This is a genomic window from Paraburkholderia sp. BR10923 (assembly GCF_040948765.1).
GTDB lineage: Bacteria > Pseudomonadota > Gammaproteobacteria > Burkholderiales > Burkholderiaceae > Paraburkholderia > Paraburkholderia youngii.
In genome coordinates this window covers 148,265-164,225 of record NZ_JBFPKO010000014.1, presented here as the reverse complement: position 1 = coordinate 164,225, position 15,961 = coordinate 148,265, and the positions used below count along the sequence as shown (strand labels likewise).

Genomic DNA, 15,961 nt, shown 5'->3' with positions numbered 1-15,961 from the left:
ACTGGCTCGCAGTGCACATGCCGGCAGGCCCGCCAGACTGAGCCATCCGAGATGCACGAACAGCGTCGATAGCGGCGACGGCAGGCGGTGACCGGAAGTAGCGACAAGAACCCATTGATCATGCGGACCCGCGGGCGAGACATTGCCCGGCATACCTTGGGCAGTCGCTTTGTGAAACGCCACATCCACCAGCCGACCGGTTGGTCTGGCGCGTTCGCGGCGGCGTGGGAAACACGTGAAGATATGAACAACTTTATTCGACCTCCCGTTTTTTATCCGTCCACGGTGGTTTTCGTCGACGACAACGACAGCTACCTCGACGCGCTTCGCCGGTTTTTTCCGGGCACCTACACGAACCTGTTTTTCACGCGGCCGCAAGCGGCCCTCAACTATATCCGCCAGCACGCGCGCGAGAATTCGCTCGAATTCGCGGCGGCGTCGGCGTGTCTGAGCGAGCCGGGTGTCGAGCGCTTCGTCGAGACCTCGGCTGAACGCGACATCGTCGCGCGGCCGTCGCGCTTCGAGGAAGTGGCGGCGGTCGTCGTCGACTACGACATGCCGGGCATCGGCGGCGTCGAATTCCTGTCGTCGATCTCGCATCTGCGTTGCGCGAAGGTGTTGCTCACCGGCGTCGCCGATGAAACCGTCGCGGTGAAAGCCTTTAACGCCGGCATCGTCGATCTGTACTTGCGCAAGACCGATGCGGATTCGGCCAATCGCCTCACCCATTTCCTGAAGGACGCAAAGAGCCGCCATTGCGGGGAGTCGGGCTGGCTCGCGCTCGGTGAAAACGGCATGACCTACTGCGATCCGCGCACCCGCAAGGTGATCGACGAAGTGGTGGCCGCGCAGGGCATCGTCGAGTATTACTGGCGGCCCGAGCAGAACGTGATCCTGATGTTCGACGCCGCGGGCAACCCGAGCGTATTTGTCGCGTGGGCCGAGAACGACTGGATCTCGCAGGGCGAAATCGTCGCCGACGAGGGTGGCCCGTCCGACCTGCTGCGCCAGCTCGCCACGCGCGAGGTGATGCCACTGTTCTGGCCGGACCTCGCGTATCGTTCCGGCATGAAGTTCCGGTCGCTGACGCCGCAAAGCATTCCCGGCTGGGACGACGCGTTCTTCGGCTGGACCCGCATCGAGCCGGGCGAGGTCGGCCTCGATCTCGTCACGTTCGCGCGGTGGCGCGCTGAGCGCAATCGCTGAACCGCGCGGGAGCGCACTGGGCGCGGCGGTTAGTGTCGCTGCGCTAATGGCGTGCGCGTTCGCGGAGAAAATCGCATACAGCCCTGTGCATGGCCTGCACGCCTGGGCTCGTTTCAAGCGCGCGCCAGCATCCATGCACGAGCCCCGTGCCGATCAGCAGCCGGGCATCTCCACCAGCCTCGCGAATCCGCTCGACGAACACGCGCGCGTCGTCGCGTAGCGGGTCGTGCTCGGCGCCGATGGCCAGCGTCGGCGGCAGTCCGTCGAAGCGGCTTGCGGCGAGCGGGATCGTCCATGCGGGGCCGGGCGTGCGGTCGCCTTTCTCTTCGTCTCTTCCTCCGCTGTTTCCCCCGCTTGTCCCCCAGTACGCGTTGCGAAACTTATGCACGTCCGCGAGCGTCAGCATCGGCGCATTGGCCTCGGTGTCGCGCGCGGGTAGTTGCGGTTCGGTGCCGAGCATCGGATAAACCAGCGCGATGCCGCGCACCCCGCTCACGCCGTTGTCGCGCAAGCGCAGCGCGACGCTTGCCGCGAGCGTGCCGCCGGCGCTATCGCCGGCGAGTTGCAATCCGGCGGGGTCAGGCAGATCGAACGGCAGGCGGTCGTTCAACGCGGCACGCGTGATCTCGAGGCAGTCGTCGTGCGCGGCCGGCGCGCGATGCTCAGGCGCGAGCCGGTAGTCGACCGCGATCACGTCGAGGCCGGTGTCCGCGGCGAGGCGCGCGGTCATCATCTGATGACTGTTCAGCGAGCCGAGCACGAATCCGCCGCCATGAAAATACAGCACCGTGCCGCGGTTCGTGCCGTGTTCGCTTGCCTTCGCTCGATGCCGGTAGAGCCGAAGCGGGATCGCATGGCCCGCGTCGGTGCGAAAGCTTGCGTCCTGTGTGGTGAGTTCGCTGGGCAGCGGCGGCGTCAGCGTGGCAGCGTAACGGTCGTACAGTTCGCGCTGCTCGCGCGTCGTCATCGCCGCGTGATGCGACGGATAGAGCGCACTGGCTCGTTCGATAAACGCGGCGATTTCCGGCTCAAGCATGGTCACTCCGTTCGGGTAGTGCTTCCCGTTGCGTTGCGCAGGGCAATGCGATCACACGTCCCGCGAAACGCGCCGGCGGCAATGCCGCATGGGCTTGCGCGAGTTCATGAACGCGCGCTTTGACGTCCGGATCGAAAGCGACGCCGCGCGGTCCGCTGGTATCGACGTGCAGCAGCATCTGCTCGCCAGCGGCGACCGGGCCGTTGCGTTGGCTTTGCGTCGCGTCCAGCGCAAACATTTCGAAGTACACATGCAGACGTTTCGCGTCGTAGCCGAGCACGCGCATGTCGACACGCACCGGCGTGCCACGTTTGATTTCATGCAGGTAGTTGACATGCGCTTCGAGCGTGTAGATCGATCGATGCCGCTCTTTGCGCACCGCATCGGGCAAGCCGATCAGATCGATCAGCTCGTCGGTCGCGAGACTGAAGATCAGAAGGTAGAACGCGTCGCGCATGTGGCCGTTGTAGTCGACCCATTCGGCGCGCACGCTGTCGCGGTAAGACGGCAGGGCAACGGGATGCGACATGAGCGTCTATCTCCTCGATCGAATGCGATGGCTGTGGCGCGTCTTTGGCGTTATCAGTGTAGTTCATCGCGTTGACGCCGCGCCGGAACGTGGTGACTTCGAATTGTGGTCGCTATGGCAACAGTGAATTCATGGTTCAGGGCTTACTGCGCGGCCTGACCGGCTCCTAAACTGGTTTTGCTGCCGCGCGAGGCTCCGCGGCAATCGGATGAAGCCATCTCTGGAGGTTGGAAATCATGAAGTCCATCAGGTCGCTGATCGAAGCAGGGGTTATCGCCGCTCTGATTGCCGCGCCAATCGCGGCGTTTGCGCAGTCTAATCAGGCCAATCAGCCGCTCTCGCGCGCGCAGGTGCACGATCCGTCCAACGCGAATCCGATGGACTATCCGGCCAATATCCAGGCGGGCGAAGCAAAGGTCGCGGGGCAAAACCAGGCTGCGCAGAACAGTGGCTACGGTGCGCCGTCGAATGGTTCGTCGCAGCGCGGCGGCCGGACCGATTTCGCGCCGACTTCTTATTCCGTGCCGGTGGTGAATTACACGCGTTGACTACACATCGTGAAATGCCCGAATTCGCGACCGTCGCTCAGCGTGACTTCGGCGATCGCACCGACCCGCGATATGCGTGAAGCAGTGCGGAGAACAGCACCGGCAGGACGACAAAGGGTTCCGTCCACAGCGGGATCGGACGAAGAGGGCAAGGAAAGACCGCAGTGCGGTCGCGAGCCCGTGATCATTCCAGCAGATGCACGGCGGCAGGAAGGGGACGACGCAGCAGCGCGGCGTTAGTTGACAGGCGCGTCCAGCGGCGAGTCCGGGCCCGCACCGGCCGGAGCATCGATCGAACCCGTCGCGAGCGCAAGCGCCGCCGCCGCCGACAGCGCGCCGCTATAGCTGTCCGCGTAGGCATTCTTCGCGGCCAGCAACTGGTTCTGCGCGAGCAGCGCATCGGTGATCGAACCTACGCCGTGGCGATAGGCGTCGAACGCGGCGTCGTAGGTCGTTTGCGCGGCGGTGAGCAGTTCCTTCGCGGCGGTGTGCGCGCTCAGGCTCGTTTGCAGCGCGTTCTGCGCGCCGACGATCTGCCGCACAGCCTCTTCGCGACTGTGCGCGAGACGGGTCGATGCGCTGTCGGCGTCGTTGCGTGCCTGTGCGAGCACGGCCGAGCGGAAGCCGCCGTCATACAGCGGAATCGACACGCCGACCACCACGGTGCCGCCATAACGGTTGCCGCTCAGATTGACGGTCGGCAATTGCTGGCCGATCCCTGGCACCGCCGAAATCGACGAACTGTTCGAGTTGTACGCCGCCGACGCCGACAGGAACACTTTCGGCTTGAAGTCGGACTCGGCTGCCTTGATCTTCGCAAGGTTCGCGCGTTCCGCCGCGTAGGCGCTCAGCACGTCCGGACGCCGCGCGATCGCCGTGGCCACGATCCGGTCGATCGGCTCGCTCATCGCCGGCGATAGTGTGTGGGTAGGCATGTCGGCGATCGCGGGTTTGGCGAGTGGAGAGATGCCCATCGCGGAGATTAATGCGAGGTAACCGTTGCTTTCGGCCCCCTCGGCTTGCACGAGGCCGAGTTTTGCCTGCGCGAAGTTCTGACGAGCCTGGGCCACTTCGATCACGGTGCCCACCCCACGCTGATAGCGCGATTGCGCGGCGGACAGAATCGCGTCGGCGTTCGCGACACTTTGCTTTGCGGTGCCGAGGCGAGCGCGGGCGCTCTGGTACGCGTAGAACGCGACGCTGACGTCGTAGATCACCTGCTGATGGATTGCGGTGAAGCCGATGTTGGCGACCACCGAGGCCTGCGATGCGGCCTCGACACGTGCGGCCCGCCCGCCGAAATCGAACAGCAGCCACTCCAGCGACAGCACCGAGGTCACGCCGTGCGTCTCGCCGCTGATCGACGCTTGACCGAGCTGCGACGTGTCCGAACTTTTGCCGCCCGTGTAGTGAGCCATCGCCGCGACCGACAATTGCGGCAGATAAGCACTCTTCGCGATGCCGGCCGCGAGCGCCACGTTGCGCGCATCGTTCCACGCGATGCGGGTCAACGGATTGGCCGACTCCGCGATGTCGATCAACTCGGGCAGTTCGTACGCGTGCGAGGGATCGAGCGCGGGTGGCGGCGGCACGGCGGCGAGCGCCGGATTGGCGGGCAGCTGATAGCGGGGCGTGGTCGATGCCGACGGCGCACCCGGCGCGTGAGCGCCCGGCACGATGGCGCCCGCTGCATCGGTCTGTGGCTGCCACGGCGTCGCGGAGCTGTCGGGCGCCATGTCGAGCGATGAAGTCGCGCACCCGCTCAAGCCTGCCGCGACGAATATCGCCAGCGCGATGGGCGGGTTGAGTCGACGCATGATTCGACTACTCCTTTGCCGCGTCGGCGGACGCCGCGCGTTCGAATTCGTCAAGGCGTGCGTCGCCGAGACTTTGCAGCGCGGCGCTTGGCGGGTCGGTGACGTCGGGCGCCGGCCGTTGCGTCGTGGTCGTTGCATCGACGCGGGGCGGTTGCCCATGCGCGACGGCCGCGAGCCGTTGCAGCCAGCCTTCGATCGTCGCGGCGGCGGGCTGTCGTTCGACGAGCAGCAGCATCGGCGCTTCGAGCGCGGCGAGGCCGGCCAATTCGCGGTGGTGCGCGGTGAGCCACTGTGGTCCGGGCCGCACCCACGACGGCTCGTAATGCATCAGCGCAACATCCTCGCGCAGCGCGCGGCCGCGGGCCAGCGCGGCCGCCACGTCGGCGCGTCGCTTGCCGGCGTACCCGGGCGCGGCAAGGCGTGCCCATTGCTCGCGCAGTGCGGCCAGCGCCTGTTCGACGCGCGCGGCGATGCTGACCGGCCACACCCGTGTGAACACCAGATAGACGACCACGTTGCCGATCAGGATGCCGATCGTCCGGTCCCGCGCGATCGTCAGATCGAAGGCGGGCTCCGCGCCCTGGATCACGCAGAGGAAGAACGCGAACGCGATCTGAAAGCCCGCATACGCAATGCGCGGCGAGCCGAATGCAACCCACGCCGACAAGCCCGCGCCGATGGCCACGACCGCCATCAACTCGCCGATCGAGGTCAGCGCGGGCATCAGGAACACGATCGCTGCGGTGCCCGCGAGCGCGCCGGCGATACAGCCGGCGATGCGCAGCGCCAGTTTCTCGACGGTCTCGGCGGTGCTGCCGAGCGACACGACGTAGACAGTGATGAAGCAGGTGTGGATGCCGGGCCAGTCGAGCTGCGAGTACAGCAGATAGCAGAACATCGCCGCGACTGTGGTCTTCAGCGCGTAGCGGACGTGGTCGAGATTCGTGAAAGCGTCGGCGGCGAAGAAGCCGGCGTGCGGCGCGAGCGGCGCCGGTTGCGAGGGCGCGTCGTGCGCGGCTCCGGATTCGACAGTGGGCTCGGCAAACCGCGTGATCGTATCGTGCAGCGTGTCGGCTACCGCACGTGCGAGCGGAGTGAGCGGCGCCGACGAGGGCAACGTCAGTTCGATGTCGACCGGGTAGCCGCCAGCGTCGAGCATGCGCGCCATCTCCTCCAGCGTAGTCGCGATCGGTTCGACGAACGAAGCCGGCAGGCGCGCCGACGCTTCGCCGCACGCGAGGTCGACCGCGGCTAGCAGCATGACGCTCGACACCGCGGCACGTTGGAGCGCAACGACATCGGCTCGCAGCGACGTTCCTTCCAGAGCGGACATCTTCAGCCACGAGCCGATCTCCGCGTTGCCTTTGCGCAGCGCCGCGTCGAGCGCATCGCGCGTGGGGCCGGGTTCGCGCAGGCCACGCGCGGCGAGGCGCAGACGTTCGGCCAGTTCGCGCGACGCGAGCCGACGCGGCGACGGCGCGCACACGAGACTGACTGCGACCGACATACCGGCCGGAATCGCGACGAACAGCCACGCATACAGCAGCGCGCGAGTCGCCAGTTCGCCGACCGGCACGCGGCCCAGTTGGTCGAGCGCAAAGCCGACGATCATCGCGACGATGGCGCCCACCGGCCGTAGCTTGCTTGCCGACGTGACGAACAGCAGACTCGCCGACAGCAAGGCCATGGCCGCGACGCGCAACGGCGGATAGTCGACCACGACGATGGCCACCGCCAGCACGAGGCCGATTACGATGCTGACGAGCACCAGAAGCGCCACGCCGGTCACGAAGCTGGTGGTCCGGTCGGGCCGGATCATGAAGAACACGATGTAGGCCGACAGTGCCGCTTCGGGCGTGCCGTACGCGCTCGTGACCCATACCGTCAGTGCGCAGATCAGCGCGACGCGTGCCGCGGTCGCGGCGCGTCCGGGAAAAGGCGCAAGGAGTTTCAACAGGTCGGCGACGCCGGGCCGCAGCGGACGCTCGACGTAACCGGCGGCGGCCGCGCTGTCCATGTCAACGGCACGCCGCGCCATGCCTCACCTCGACGATCGCACTCGCGCCGACGCGCACCAGTCGCTCGGCCGGTTCGTCGAGCAGCACGCGCACCGGGAAGCGCTGCGCGACTCGCACCCAGTTCACCGACGACTGCACCAGCGGCAGCGAGCGCGGCAGGTTGAGCCGATCCGTATCGGAGACTCCTGCGCTGATGCCGACGACCTTGCCGTGAATCGGCTGGCTGCGGTCGATCATCGAATACACGGTCGCGCAATCGCCAGGCGCGATCCGTGAGAGTGCGCCTTCGCGAAAGTTCGCGACAGCGAACCATTCGTCCGCGTGGACGAGGGTGAAGATCGACTGATTCGGTGCGACCGTTTCACCGGCCAGCACGAAAAGGCCGGTGACGTAGCCGTTGTGCGGCGCGCGCACCACGGTTTCATCGAGATTGTGCTGGGCGAGCGCGAGCGCGGCTTCGCGCGCGTGCACGGCGGCGATCGCATCGGCATCGTCGCCGATCGTCTGGGCGCTCGCCTGCTTCTGCTCGCGCGCCTGACTGAGCGACAGCCCGGCTTCGTGCTGCGCAACCTGCGCCTGATCGAGTTGCTGGGCCGGTACGTAGCCTTTCGCCGCCAGCGGCGCGAGGCGCTCCACGTTGCGCGTCGCGAGCGCGTAGGTGTGCGCCGCCTTGCTGGCCTGATCTCCGGCGACCGCCGCGTTGGCGCGCTCGCCCGTGATCGTCCTGCGACGAGTTTCGAGCGCTGCGCGCGCGAGCTCGAGATCGGCCCGCGCCTGCGCGACGATGAGGCGGTACGGCACGGGATCGATTTCGAACAGCAGGTCGCCTTGTGCGACCCGCTGGTTTTCCTGCACCGCAAGCCTGACGATGCGTCCGCCGACCGGTGTCGCGATATGCACGACGTCGGCGTCGATCGTCGCGTCGTCGGTGGAGGGGAAGCGCGTCGTGCGGTCGTAGGCGAAATACGCGGCCGCAAGGCCGATCAGGATAATCGCGCCCGCGATCAGGCGGCCTTTGAGCGGAGCCCTCGATGTGCCGGCCATTTTCATAGCAGGTGTCCCGTGCCCGAAAGCCAGACGAGCACCGCGACCGTGAGTCCGATCGCGAGGCAGACGGAAAGCTGAAGCGGGACGATCGATGCCCAGCCTGTCGCAACGAACAGGCGATGGGCGAGCAGCGCCGCGAGCAGGCCTATTACGCCGCCGAGCAGCCAGATAGGGAAGTACGCGCCGAAGATCTCGAACGATGGCGCGCCGCGCAGCACGCACCCGGCCAGCAACAGGCTCGGGGCGGCGATGACCGCCAGACGCTGGGTGCCGCGCATAGCTACGTTTGTCATACGTTCCAAGGCCGAGCAGGGCATCGCCGCAGCGACACGATCGTCGCGCGTTGCGAGAATCGCAATATCTGAAGAGGACTTTACCAGTAGCCGACGGTCGATTGGATCGTCCGAGGTACTTTCTCGCCTCCATAAATACACCAGGAGCCCGGCGCGGAAAAGGGGACGAGGCGTTGCTGGCTGGCGGAAGACTTTCCGGGGAAGTGTGCTGTCGGGCACCTCGAAGGCAAATGTGAGCCGGGGAGACAATGAAAAACGGGCAAAGCGCCGTACGCTTTGCCCGTTGTCTTTCAGAACTGAAGCGCGGTGCGCTCCAACGGTGTTCAGATCACCCGCTCACGCAACCACGCCGAGCCGAGGTCGATCACCGTCACGACGACGATCACCATGATCATCACGGCGGCCGTCTGCGCATAGTTGAACGAGCGGATCGCCTCGTACAGCACGACCCCGATGCCGCCCGCGCCGACCATGCCGACCACCATCGCCGAGCGCACGTTCGACTCGAAGCGATACAGCGCGTACGAGATCCACAGCGGCAGCACTTGCGGCAGCACCGCATAGACGATTTCGTCGAGGCGCGTGGCGCCGGTGGCGCGCACGCCTTCGGCCGGGCGCGGATCGATTGCCTCGACCGCTTCGGCGAACAGCTTGGCGAGCACGCCCGTCGTATGTACCCACAGCGCGAGCACGCCGGCGAACGGCCCCAGGCCGACCGCGACGATGAACAGCATCGCGAAGACCATTTCATTGATCGCGCGGCACGCGTCCATCAGGCGGCGCACCAGTTGCAGAAGCCATTGCGGCGCGAGATTGTGGGAGGACATCAGTCCAAAAGGCACCGCGCAGACGAGCGAAAGCGCGGTACCCCAGATCGCGACCGCCAGCGTCACGTACATCTCGTGCAAGTAGGTGCGCCACTCGGTGAAGTCGGGCGGAAAGAAGTCCGCCGCGAACGTGCCCATGTTGGCGGAGTCGCTGAGCAGATCGAGCGGACGCATGTCGGCGCCGTGCCACGCGCCGCCGAGCACCGCAAGCACCGCGATCCAACCGAGCAACGACCACCAGCTGCGCTTGCCGGCACGATCTTTCGATTGCGCCGCCTGCGCGGCGGCCGCTTCGCTCGCGCGCGCCGGCGACACGATCAGATCGGTCGTGTTCATTGCTTCTGCTGTGCGGCGCCGAGCGCGCTCAGCTTCGCGTCGAGCGCGGCCAATTGCGTCTTGCGGTCGCTATCTGACAGATGCGCATCGCTCTCGATCTTCTGCTTCTGCTGGAACAGCACGATCTGGCGGATCGGCAGCAGTTGCTGATCCGACGATGCCGAGAAGCCGCTGTAACCGGTGATGGCGGCCATCACCGCCTTTTCGTGCGGATCGGTCTTCGCGTAGTTCAGGAAGAATGTGCGCAGCTTGTCCTTCGTCGCTTGAGGCAGATCCTTGCGCCACACCAGCGGGTCCGACGGAATCAGCGGCGAGGTCCACAGCACACGCACCTGCGCGTACTTGTCCGGATGCTGTTGCTTCAGCGTGTCCATCATCTCGCTGTTGTTGGTCGCGATGTCGATCTTGTTGTTGACGACGGCCAGAAGATTCGCCTCATGGCTCGACGGCAGCACGCTCTTGAACGACGTTTTGACCGGCGCGTTGTGCTTCGCGAACAGGTAGTAGCCCGGCACCAGCGTGCCCGAGGTCGAGTTCGGATCGCCGAAGCCGAGCGTGACGCTCTTCGTGTCCTTGAACACGTCGTCGAGCGTCTTGAAGCGGCTGTTCACATTGGTGATCAGCAGCGAGTAGTAGCCGCTTTGGCCGTCCGCGTGCTCGACTTTGGCAAATACTTCGCCATTCGAACGATCGACGGCTTCGATCGCCGACGCATTGCCGAAATAGCCGACCTGCACCTTGTTGAAGCGCATGCCTTCGATGATGCCCGCGTAGTCGGTCGCGAAGAATGCCTTCACGTCCAGGCCGGTCTGTTTCCTCATGTCATCGATAAGCGGTTCCCAGCGTTGCTTGAGCACCGCCGACGAATCGGTCGAGATGATGCCGAGGTTGATGTCCTCGGCGTGGGCCGCGGCGACACAGGTGAAAGCGGCAGCGCCGGCCGCGAGCGTGATCAGGGAGCGCAGGAGTTTCATCGGTTGAGGTCCGGTTGAGTGGATGGAGCGAATCAGGAGGTCGCGACGGCGTGCGCGCTTCAGTTCGACGGCGCGGCGTTCAGCGCGAACGCGTAGCGCGCGGCGGCGGGGCCGGTGTCCGGCCGCGCGGGGGCGGCGGTGTCGGGGGCGTCGGGCGCGTCGTGAGTGTCGTCGGCGTCGTGCGTCGCGTCGTCGAACAGTTCGCGCGCATCGTCGCCGTAGAGTTTCTTTAGCAGCGCCGGCGTCAGCGCATTGGAAGGGCCGTCGTAGACCACCTTGCCGCGACGCAGTGCGACTGTGCGCGGGCAGTACTGCATCGCGATGTCGATCTGGTGCAGCGACACCAGCACCGTGATCCGATGCTCGACGTTCAGCGCTTGCAGCATGTCCATCACGCGACGCGACGACTCGGGATCGAGCGACGCGATAGGCTCGTCGGCGAGGACGATTTGCGCGCGCTGCACCAGCGCCCGCGCGAGCGCGGCCCGTTGCTGCTGACCGCCCGACAGGTTCGCGGCCCGCTCGCGCGCATGCTCGCCGATGCCGACCTCGTGCAGCGCGGCCAGCGACAACGCGCGCTCCGCCCGCGGGAAGCGGCCGGAGAGACGCCGCCACCACGGCAGGCGTGCGAGCGCGCCGATCAGCACGTTGGTTTCGACCGACAGCCGGTTCACCAGATTGAACTGCTGGAACACGAAGCCGATGTCGCGGCGAATGCTGCGTACTTCACGCACGATGCGGCCGTTCTGCTGGATCGGCCGGCCGAGAATCTCGATCTGCGACGGCTGCGCGTCCGACGCGGTAAAGCCCGCGATATGCCGCAGCAACGTCGATTTTCCCGAGCCCGACGCACCGATCAGCGCGACCATTTCACCGGGCGCGACGCGCAGATCGATTTCGTCGAGCGCTTTACGGCCGTTGCCGAACGTTTTGCTCAAACGTTCGATTCGAATAGCTTCCCGGATCGCTTCCATCTGTATTCCCTCGATGCATCCGGACACTGCCGGCATGTGTGGGTCTCATTCTAGAAAGCGACTGTGACGGTTGAGTGAAGGCATCGCAACGTCTAGACGACTATATCTTTCTGTGTCGAATTTTCCCGCGGCGTCATGTGTCGTCGGGATGGCAGAACGAAGTCAGCTTGAAGTCGCTGATTTGAACGGAGAGTGACATACGGATGACATGATTTGCGATTCTCGCTGACGCTACGGAAGGCGTGAACGCGAAACTGGCGGCGATGGATGCTTCGTGGACGCAACACTAACCAGTTTCGCTCCCTGTCGATAAAGGCGGCGCAATGCCGTTTTTTTTTCGCCCTGCGCCAGCAGGAATATGCAATAGAAATCGAGATACCCGACACAGTCGTTAATAGTTGTATCGAGTTCATCGGCGACATGGCCTATGCGAAGTGGTGGTGCCGGTTCGTCGCGTGACACGGCGCGCGATCTGTCACGACGCACCGCCCAAATGAAAGCCCCGCCGAAGCGGGGGCATGGTTGACGTGCGTCTATATGATCTTCAATCCGTTTTGATCGAATCGAGGTCGCGCAGGAACTCGTTTTGCTGCTTCCGAATTGAATAGTGGCAACGGGCCGCCATCACATCATATAGTTCTATGTGATTTCTTTTTGCTCTTTCCTTTGCTGACGGATATTCAATTTTAATCGCAAGATCGCAAGCTTTCACAGCGTCATCTTGCACTCGCATATAACGGATCAACTCGATCTTGTTCGTTCTGGAAACGCCGTGCGCGACCAAAATTGCATTAGAAACCTTCTTGTTATCAGCCTCCAGGCTCCTGGCATGATCTTCGTAACAATCGAAGTCTCCGAATCCACCACCGCCTAGATATTGTAGACAGTTCGAATCATCTATAGCTTCGTCGGCATATATTGAATGAAAGCCGCCCAAAGCCACTACTAATACAAAACATTTGATAAGTCTATATGACAATGCCTTTCCCGTGCTGTGCATCATAATTCCCTGTTTCAAAAAGTCGTGCCTCAAGTGCGCGCCTCCATTCAATTCCTCGCGCGCGATACGCGCGAATATAGGCCGGTAATTTACCGTATTCTGCGGTGTTGACCTTGTCAACCAGCTCTGCAATTCCATGTCCCGGTCCGGCGTTAAAAGCCATGCTTACTAGTGCATCATATTCATACTGGAGCAACGGAACCCGTATCCGGCGATTAATGGCAGACTCACATTCTTCAAAATTTGTTTTTGCGAGTTGTCGCGCACGCTCCACTGAAATCACATCGCCAACGTGCAGATGATCTGAGGGAAGAACCTTATGCCCGAATCCAACTGTAGGATATCCCTTGCTATCAACATAGACTTTAAGGATCATCCCATCAACAACGGGCAAGCCCTTATAAGTTCCGTTCAAAACGCCACTTTCACACACGGCCATAAACGCCAATCCATCATTCGAAAGACGCCAGGGTTTGCCGTGCCTACTGCAATGCACGTCAACACACGAATTCGGGTCTGTATTTGTTAGTACTGTTGCAAGCGCATCAGGCATTGCGCCCCCTATGACCGATGTAAATGTCGATGGATTGCGCGCCGCGTGTCCTGTACCGGGCTGTACGCCCCGCGTGATCTGTAACGCCGTGCGTCAGTTCGCCCGATGGCAAACGGACCGTATAAAGGGTGTCGGGTAGCGCGCGCCCGTTGTGGTCTTTTAGCGTGAACTGTTCATCGAACGGGCCCGCAGATCGATTGCGACAGCGGCATTCGTCGTCTTGCCCTAAAGCCCGCGTCATGTCGTAACCAGTTGGGAGAGCCCTGATCGCATTAATCGAAATCCACTCTCCGGTTTTCTTGTTCGTCGTCATTGCGTGAGGCATATCAGTAAATCCTTTGTATATCTTGAATGTAATACGACAACCAAGACATTCCCGGCCATCTGATCCCTCGAACATATCCGAAAAGCCAGCCTTCATTTCTTCAATGATCTCCTTTGCGGAGCGCATTCTTTCGTACATTGGACATCCATAGGTTAATTGTCGATCTCAGACCATCAGACCTCGACCATGCGTAACAATGGCACCAGTGTCCGACGCGCTATGGTTCAGGTTGAAGCACACCCGCGAATAAACCATCCAAGATGCTTAGCCGTCAACCGCCTTAAATCGGGATAAGGGCGTTTTGACAACTATTTACGACTGTGTCCGGTATCTTGATTTCTATTGCATATTCCTGCTGGCGCAGGATGAAAGAATGGCGACATTGAGTCGCCCTATCGTCATGGATTGAACCCGGTCAGTGCTTCGTTGAGGAAGGATTCGTAACGGCCACTCTGTCCAAAACGGGCTTATCCCGATTTAAAGCGGTTGACCGTGGTCCGTTTCGATGATTAATTCGCGAGGCGTCGTCTGAAAACTCTTGAGGAGTGTAATGGAGCAACTGAATCAGCAAAGCAGTGGAAAGGATTGGACAGTCGAGGAAGAATGCGACCTTTGCCGTATCACCTATTCGATCTATTCAAACTTCCCGCCGATGCCGCACGCTCAGGCCCTGAACGCTGAAACCGGCGAGTTCTTTCCGTTTGACAGGGTTCGTAAGATGAAATCCGGTTATGCCATGGCCGAAGCGCTGGGTTACGCATGGGCGTGCAATTGTCGCGGACGCAAGGCAGCGCCGAAGTTTGAGGAACTCGAGCAATATTTCGAGCTTGTTGACGCGAAGACCAAGGCTCCCGTCGAAGGGATGACCTATAGGCTATCCAGCGATGGTCAATGTCTTGTCGACGACGCGACGCTGGCAGGCGGGAGAACGCGCGCGTTCTCATTGAAGCGGCATCCGAATCTAACCTTCGTGCCGTGGCGTGAGGGGATGTGCGATGAGCGGCGCAATCAGTCAGGAGGTGCGATTGCTTGCCGCGATCGCTTACGGGGAGGCATCCACGGCCAACGACCCGCATGAAATCGGGGGAATTGCGTTTGCCGTGGCAAATCGGTGTCGTGCATGGGGCGGAAAGACCGTGTCCGAGTTGCGCGCCGCAGACCCGAACTATTCCTACGCATGGGATGGCTCCAACGCTAGATTCAACAAATTGATGCGTGCCACTGACAGTGAAATTGAACCGAATCCTGGGATGAAGCTGGCTCTCGATTGGGCTCAAAAGGCATTAGCCAACGATGGACCGGACCCGTCGAACGGTGCATTCTGGTGGGACGGGCTCGACTTCAAGACCAGATACGCGAGCCGTCCCAAGGTGCTAGACGGGTTCAAATGGGGCTCCCCATCTGACAACATTTTCGGCGTGCCAGAGAAGCGGCGCGAAGTCATCAAGTATTGGAGAGTCCGTAATAAGAAGACTGGGCAAATCGTCGACGGCGGCGAACGCGGCCGCTACGATTCGGTATGGGTTTCGACGGCCGCTCACGGTGGCACCGTATTTTGGCGGCACAACCCAGATTACCTGAACGCTAACGGAGCAAAGGCATACCGATGAAATCCACCGTGATGCTGATGGCGGCTCTGGCCGTCATGTCGAGCAATGCACACGCGGTCCGATCTTACGACAGTTACGATGCGCTCTATTCCGCCCAGCCGGGCGTGGTGTTCGGTGCCCCGATCAAGCAACGTGCCGGGCCTCTCCAACTTTATTCAGATCTCGGGGGGCACGGTAGTTACACGGAACTGAGAACCACTCTGGACGGAAAGCCTGTGCGAATCGAGGTTGCAGAGAATCGCATAACGGTCAATGGCAAAAGCTATCGCTTTGCGCGCGCGACGACGTTTCCGGATGAGTATGCAATAGACATTTATCCGGGCAACGCTCAGGTGTTCTTGGCGGGAGGGACGAGCAATCGTCCTCCGCTTCTGTGTATGGAAGGGTACGGCAGTGGTTCAGGCGAAGCCGACCGGCACCAGCAGATATTCCTTTTGGTGAACCCTCTAGCTCGCAAGCCGACATTGTTGCATCTGCCAAGTCTGCTTTCGTCATGTCTGGCTGTAGTGGCGACGAAGGACGGCAAGCTTGCCTTTCCGAAGAACAGTTACCTGTTCGATGATGCACAAGAATCCCGCGTTGGGTTGTTAGTGACGTACTACGCGTTTGAGAATCAGCGCTTTGTCCCGGTCCCGGCTCTAAGCCAACTTCGGCTCAGATTTGCGCAACCAGAGATACCGTTTCAATTTTCGGTCCAAGACAAGAACTAAGCGACCGACCATCTTCCCTCGCGCCGGCTTACTTACAGAGCCGGTATCGGGTTGCCGATCTGAGGACTGTCACTTGCAGATGATGTGAGCATCCTACGATGGTGAACCGCTTTGGTTTTCTGGACATGTAGCAGTGTTAGTGTCTGGCCTTTCATGAG

18 protein-coding genes are annotated in these 15,961 nt (G+C 62.3%); 6 read left to right on the top strand and 12 right to left on the bottom strand.

All coding sequences use genetic code 11. The annotated features are described in order from the left end of the window. Positions 1 to 243 precede the first annotated feature (243 nt). The gene (locus tag AB3X94_RS24805; protein ID WP_176106583.1) at positions 244 to 1,206 is read left to right on the top strand and encodes a response regulator; all 963 of its coding nucleotides are present in this window, start codon (positions 244 to 246) and stop codon (positions 1,204 to 1,206) included. A 43-nt stretch (positions 1,207 to 1,249) separates the two neighbouring features. Here the strand turns inward: AB3X94_RS24805 and AB3X94_RS24800 are convergent, their stop codons facing one another. Together AB3X94_RS24800 and AB3X94_RS24795 are read right to left on the bottom strand one after the other, a co-directional pair. After that, the gene (locus AB3X94_RS24800; RefSeq protein WP_176106582.1) at positions 1,250 to 2,242 is read right to left on the bottom strand and encodes an alpha/beta hydrolase; all 993 of its coding nucleotides are present in this window, start codon (positions 2,240 to 2,242) and stop codon (positions 1,250 to 1,252) included. Next, positions 2,235 to 2,771: a thioesterase family protein gene (locus tag AB3X94_RS24795; protein WP_368613009.1), complete on the bottom strand. Its 537-nt coding sequence runs from the start codon at positions 2,769 to 2,771 to the stop codon at positions 2,235 to 2,237. The genes AB3X94_RS24800 and AB3X94_RS24795 overlap by 8 nt, the downstream gene beginning before the upstream one ends. A gap of 236 nt (positions 2,772 to 3,007) precedes the next feature. Here AB3X94_RS24795 and AB3X94_RS24790 point away from each other — a divergent pair, with 236 nt between their 5' ends. After that, the gene (locus tag AB3X94_RS24790) at positions 3,008 to 3,319 is read left to right on the top strand and encodes a hypothetical protein (protein WP_368613008.1); all 312 of its coding nucleotides are present in this window, start codon (positions 3,008 to 3,010) and stop codon (positions 3,317 to 3,319) included. 236 nt (positions 3,320 to 3,555) lie between these two features. Here AB3X94_RS24790 and AB3X94_RS24785 read toward each other — a convergent pair whose 3' ends face one another. The 7 genes from AB3X94_RS24785 to phnC form a co-directional block, all read right to left on the bottom strand. Next, the gene (locus AB3X94_RS24785) at positions 3,556 to 5,136 is read right to left on the bottom strand and encodes a TolC family protein (RefSeq protein WP_368613007.1); all 1,581 of its coding nucleotides are present in this window, start codon (positions 5,134 to 5,136) and stop codon (positions 3,556 to 3,558) included. Positions 5,137 to 5,143: 7 nt separating this feature from the next. Beyond that, a complete protein-coding gene (locus AB3X94_RS24780) occupies positions 5,144 to 7,153 on the bottom strand; it encodes an FUSC family protein (RefSeq protein WP_368613033.1) in 2,010 nt (669 codons plus the stop codon). Between the two features lies 1 nt (position 7,154). Then, a complete protein-coding gene (gene mdtN / locus AB3X94_RS24775; RefSeq protein ID WP_176106578.1) occupies positions 7,155 to 8,204 on the bottom strand; it encodes a multidrug transporter subunit MdtN in 1,050 nt (349 codons plus the stop codon). After that, positions 8,201 to 8,479, bottom strand: coding sequence for a hypothetical protein (locus tag AB3X94_RS24770; protein ID WP_176110461.1), 279 nt, complete (start codon positions 8,477 to 8,479; stop codon positions 8,201 to 8,203). The genes mdtN and AB3X94_RS24770 overlap by 4 nt, the downstream gene beginning before the upstream one ends. A gap of 338 nt (positions 8,480 to 8,817) precedes the next feature. Then, positions 8,818 to 9,657, bottom strand: coding sequence for a phosphonate ABC transporter, permease protein PhnE (gene phnE / locus AB3X94_RS24765; RefSeq protein ID WP_176106577.1), 840 nt, complete (start codon positions 9,655 to 9,657; stop codon positions 8,818 to 8,820). Beyond that, a complete protein-coding gene (gene phnD / locus AB3X94_RS24760) occupies positions 9,654 to 10,631 on the bottom strand; it encodes a phosphonate ABC transporter substrate-binding protein (protein ID WP_368613006.1) in 978 nt (325 codons plus the stop codon). The genes phnE and phnD overlap by 4 nt, the downstream gene beginning before the upstream one ends. A 59-nt stretch (positions 10,632 to 10,690) precedes the next feature. After that, the gene (gene phnC / locus AB3X94_RS24755; RefSeq protein ID WP_368613032.1) at positions 10,691 to 11,605 is read right to left on the bottom strand and encodes a phosphonate ABC transporter ATP-binding protein; all 915 of its coding nucleotides are present in this window, start codon (positions 11,603 to 11,605) and stop codon (positions 10,691 to 10,693) included. A gap of 267 nt (positions 11,606 to 11,872) precedes the next feature. Between phnC and AB3X94_RS24750 the strand changes: the two genes are divergently transcribed. Further along, positions 11,873 to 12,064, top strand: a complete 192-nt coding sequence (locus tag AB3X94_RS24750; protein WP_368613005.1) for a hypothetical protein — start codon at positions 11,873 to 11,875, stop codon at positions 12,062 to 12,064. A gap of 85 nt (positions 12,065 to 12,149) precedes the next feature. Here the strand turns inward: AB3X94_RS24750 and AB3X94_RS24745 are convergent, their stop codons facing one another. The 3 genes from AB3X94_RS24745 to AB3X94_RS24735 are packed head-to-tail and all read right to left on the bottom strand — an operon-like array spanning position 12,150 to position 13,621. Then, positions 12,150 to 12,584 (bottom strand): hypothetical protein, encoded by a 435-nt coding sequence (locus tag AB3X94_RS24745; RefSeq protein WP_176106573.1) that lies wholly within the window; start codon positions 12,582 to 12,584, stop codon positions 12,150 to 12,152. Then, complete coding sequence (locus tag AB3X94_RS24740; protein ID WP_176106572.1) at positions 12,574 to 13,158, bottom strand: lysozyme; 585 nt, start codon at positions 13,156 to 13,158, stop codon at positions 12,574 to 12,576. Before AB3X94_RS24740 ends, AB3X94_RS24745 begins: the two co-directional genes overlap by 11 nt. Next, positions 13,151 to 13,621 carry a hypothetical protein gene (locus tag AB3X94_RS24735; protein WP_368613004.1) on the bottom strand — a complete coding sequence of 157 codons (471 nt, stop codon included), beginning with the start codon at positions 13,619 to 13,621 and terminating at the stop codon, positions 13,151 to 13,153. The genes AB3X94_RS24740 and AB3X94_RS24735 overlap by 8 nt, the downstream gene beginning before the upstream one ends. A gap of 412 nt (positions 13,622 to 14,033) precedes the next feature. Here AB3X94_RS24735 and AB3X94_RS24730 point away from each other — a divergent pair, with 412 nt between their 5' ends. From AB3X94_RS24730 to AB3X94_RS24720, 3 genes are read left to right on the top strand one after another with little or no spacing between them, the layout of a single operon-like run. Continuing rightward, a complete protein-coding gene (locus tag AB3X94_RS24730; RefSeq protein WP_368613003.1) occupies positions 14,034 to 14,561 on the top strand; it encodes a hypothetical protein in 528 nt (175 codons plus the stop codon). After that, positions 14,479 to 15,093, top strand: coding sequence for a hypothetical protein (locus AB3X94_RS24725; protein WP_368613002.1), 615 nt, complete (start codon positions 14,479 to 14,481; stop codon positions 15,091 to 15,093). The genes AB3X94_RS24730 and AB3X94_RS24725 overlap by 83 nt, the downstream gene beginning before the upstream one ends. Further along, complete coding sequence (locus tag AB3X94_RS24720; RefSeq protein WP_368613001.1) at positions 15,090 to 15,803, top strand: hypothetical protein; 714 nt, start codon at positions 15,090 to 15,092, stop codon at positions 15,801 to 15,803. Before AB3X94_RS24725 ends, AB3X94_RS24720 begins: the two co-directional genes overlap by 4 nt. Positions 15,804 to 15,961: the final 158 nt, after the last annotated feature.

Bases quoted from the DNA above. Each gene is read 5' to 3' on its own strand.
- AB3X94_RS24770 (WP_176110461.1), bottom strand. From the start codon at position 8,479: ATGCGCGGCACCCAGCGTCTGGCGGTCATCGCCGCCCCGAGCCTGTTG.
- AB3X94_RS24740 (WP_176106572.1), bottom strand. From the start codon at position 13,158: ATGCCTGATGCGCTTGCAACAGTACTAACAAATACAGACCCGAATTCG.
- AB3X94_RS24730 (WP_368613003.1), top strand. From the start codon at position 14,034: ATGGAGCAACTGAATCAGCAAAGCAGTGGAAAGGATTGGACAGTCGAG.
- AB3X94_RS24805 (WP_176106583.1), top strand. From the start codon at position 244: ATGAACAACTTTATTCGACCTCCCGTTTTTTATCCGTCCACGGTGGTT.
- AB3X94_RS24725 (WP_368613002.1), top strand. From the start codon at position 14,479: ATGAGCGGCGCAATCAGTCAGGAGGTGCGATTGCTTGCCGCGATCGCT.
- AB3X94_RS24750 (WP_368613005.1), top strand. From the start codon at position 11,873: ATGCTTCGTGGACGCAACACTAACCAGTTTCGCTCCCTGTCGATAAAG.
- phnC (WP_368613032.1), bottom strand. From the start codon at position 11,605: ATGGAAGCGATCCGGGAAGCTATTCGAATCGAACGTTTGAGCAAAACG.
- AB3X94_RS24735 (WP_368613004.1), bottom strand. From the start codon at position 13,621: ATGTACGAAAGAATGCGCTCCGCAAAGGAGATCATTGAAGAAATGAAG.
- mdtN (WP_176106578.1), bottom strand. From the start codon at position 8,204: ATGAAAATGGCCGGCACATCGAGGGCTCCGCTCAAAGGCCGCCTGATC.
- AB3X94_RS24720 (WP_368613001.1), top strand. From the start codon at position 15,090: ATGAAATCCACCGTGATGCTGATGGCGGCTCTGGCCGTCATGTCGAGC.
- AB3X94_RS24790 (WP_368613008.1), top strand. From the start codon at position 3,008: ATGAAGTCCATCAGGTCGCTGATCGAAGCAGGGGTTATCGCCGCTCTG.
- AB3X94_RS24795 (WP_368613009.1), bottom strand. From the start codon at position 2,771: ATGTCGCATCCCGTTGCCCTGCCGTCTTACCGCGACAGCGTGCGCGCC.
- AB3X94_RS24785 (WP_368613007.1), bottom strand. From the start codon at position 5,136: ATGCGTCGACTCAACCCGCCCATCGCGCTGGCGATATTCGTCGCGGCA.
- phnE (WP_176106577.1), bottom strand. From the start codon at position 9,657: ATGAACACGACCGATCTGATCGTGTCGCCGGCGCGCGCGAGCGAAGCG.
- AB3X94_RS24780 (WP_368613033.1), bottom strand. From the start codon at position 7,153: ATGGACAGCGCGGCCGCCGCCGGTTACGTCGAGCGTCCGCTGCGGCCC.
- AB3X94_RS24800 (WP_176106582.1), bottom strand. From the start codon at position 2,242: ATGCTTGAGCCGGAAATCGCCGCGTTTATCGAACGAGCCAGTGCGCTC.
- phnD (WP_368613006.1), bottom strand. From the start codon at position 10,631: ATGAAACTCCTGCGCTCCCTGATCACGCTCGCGGCCGGCGCTGCCGCT.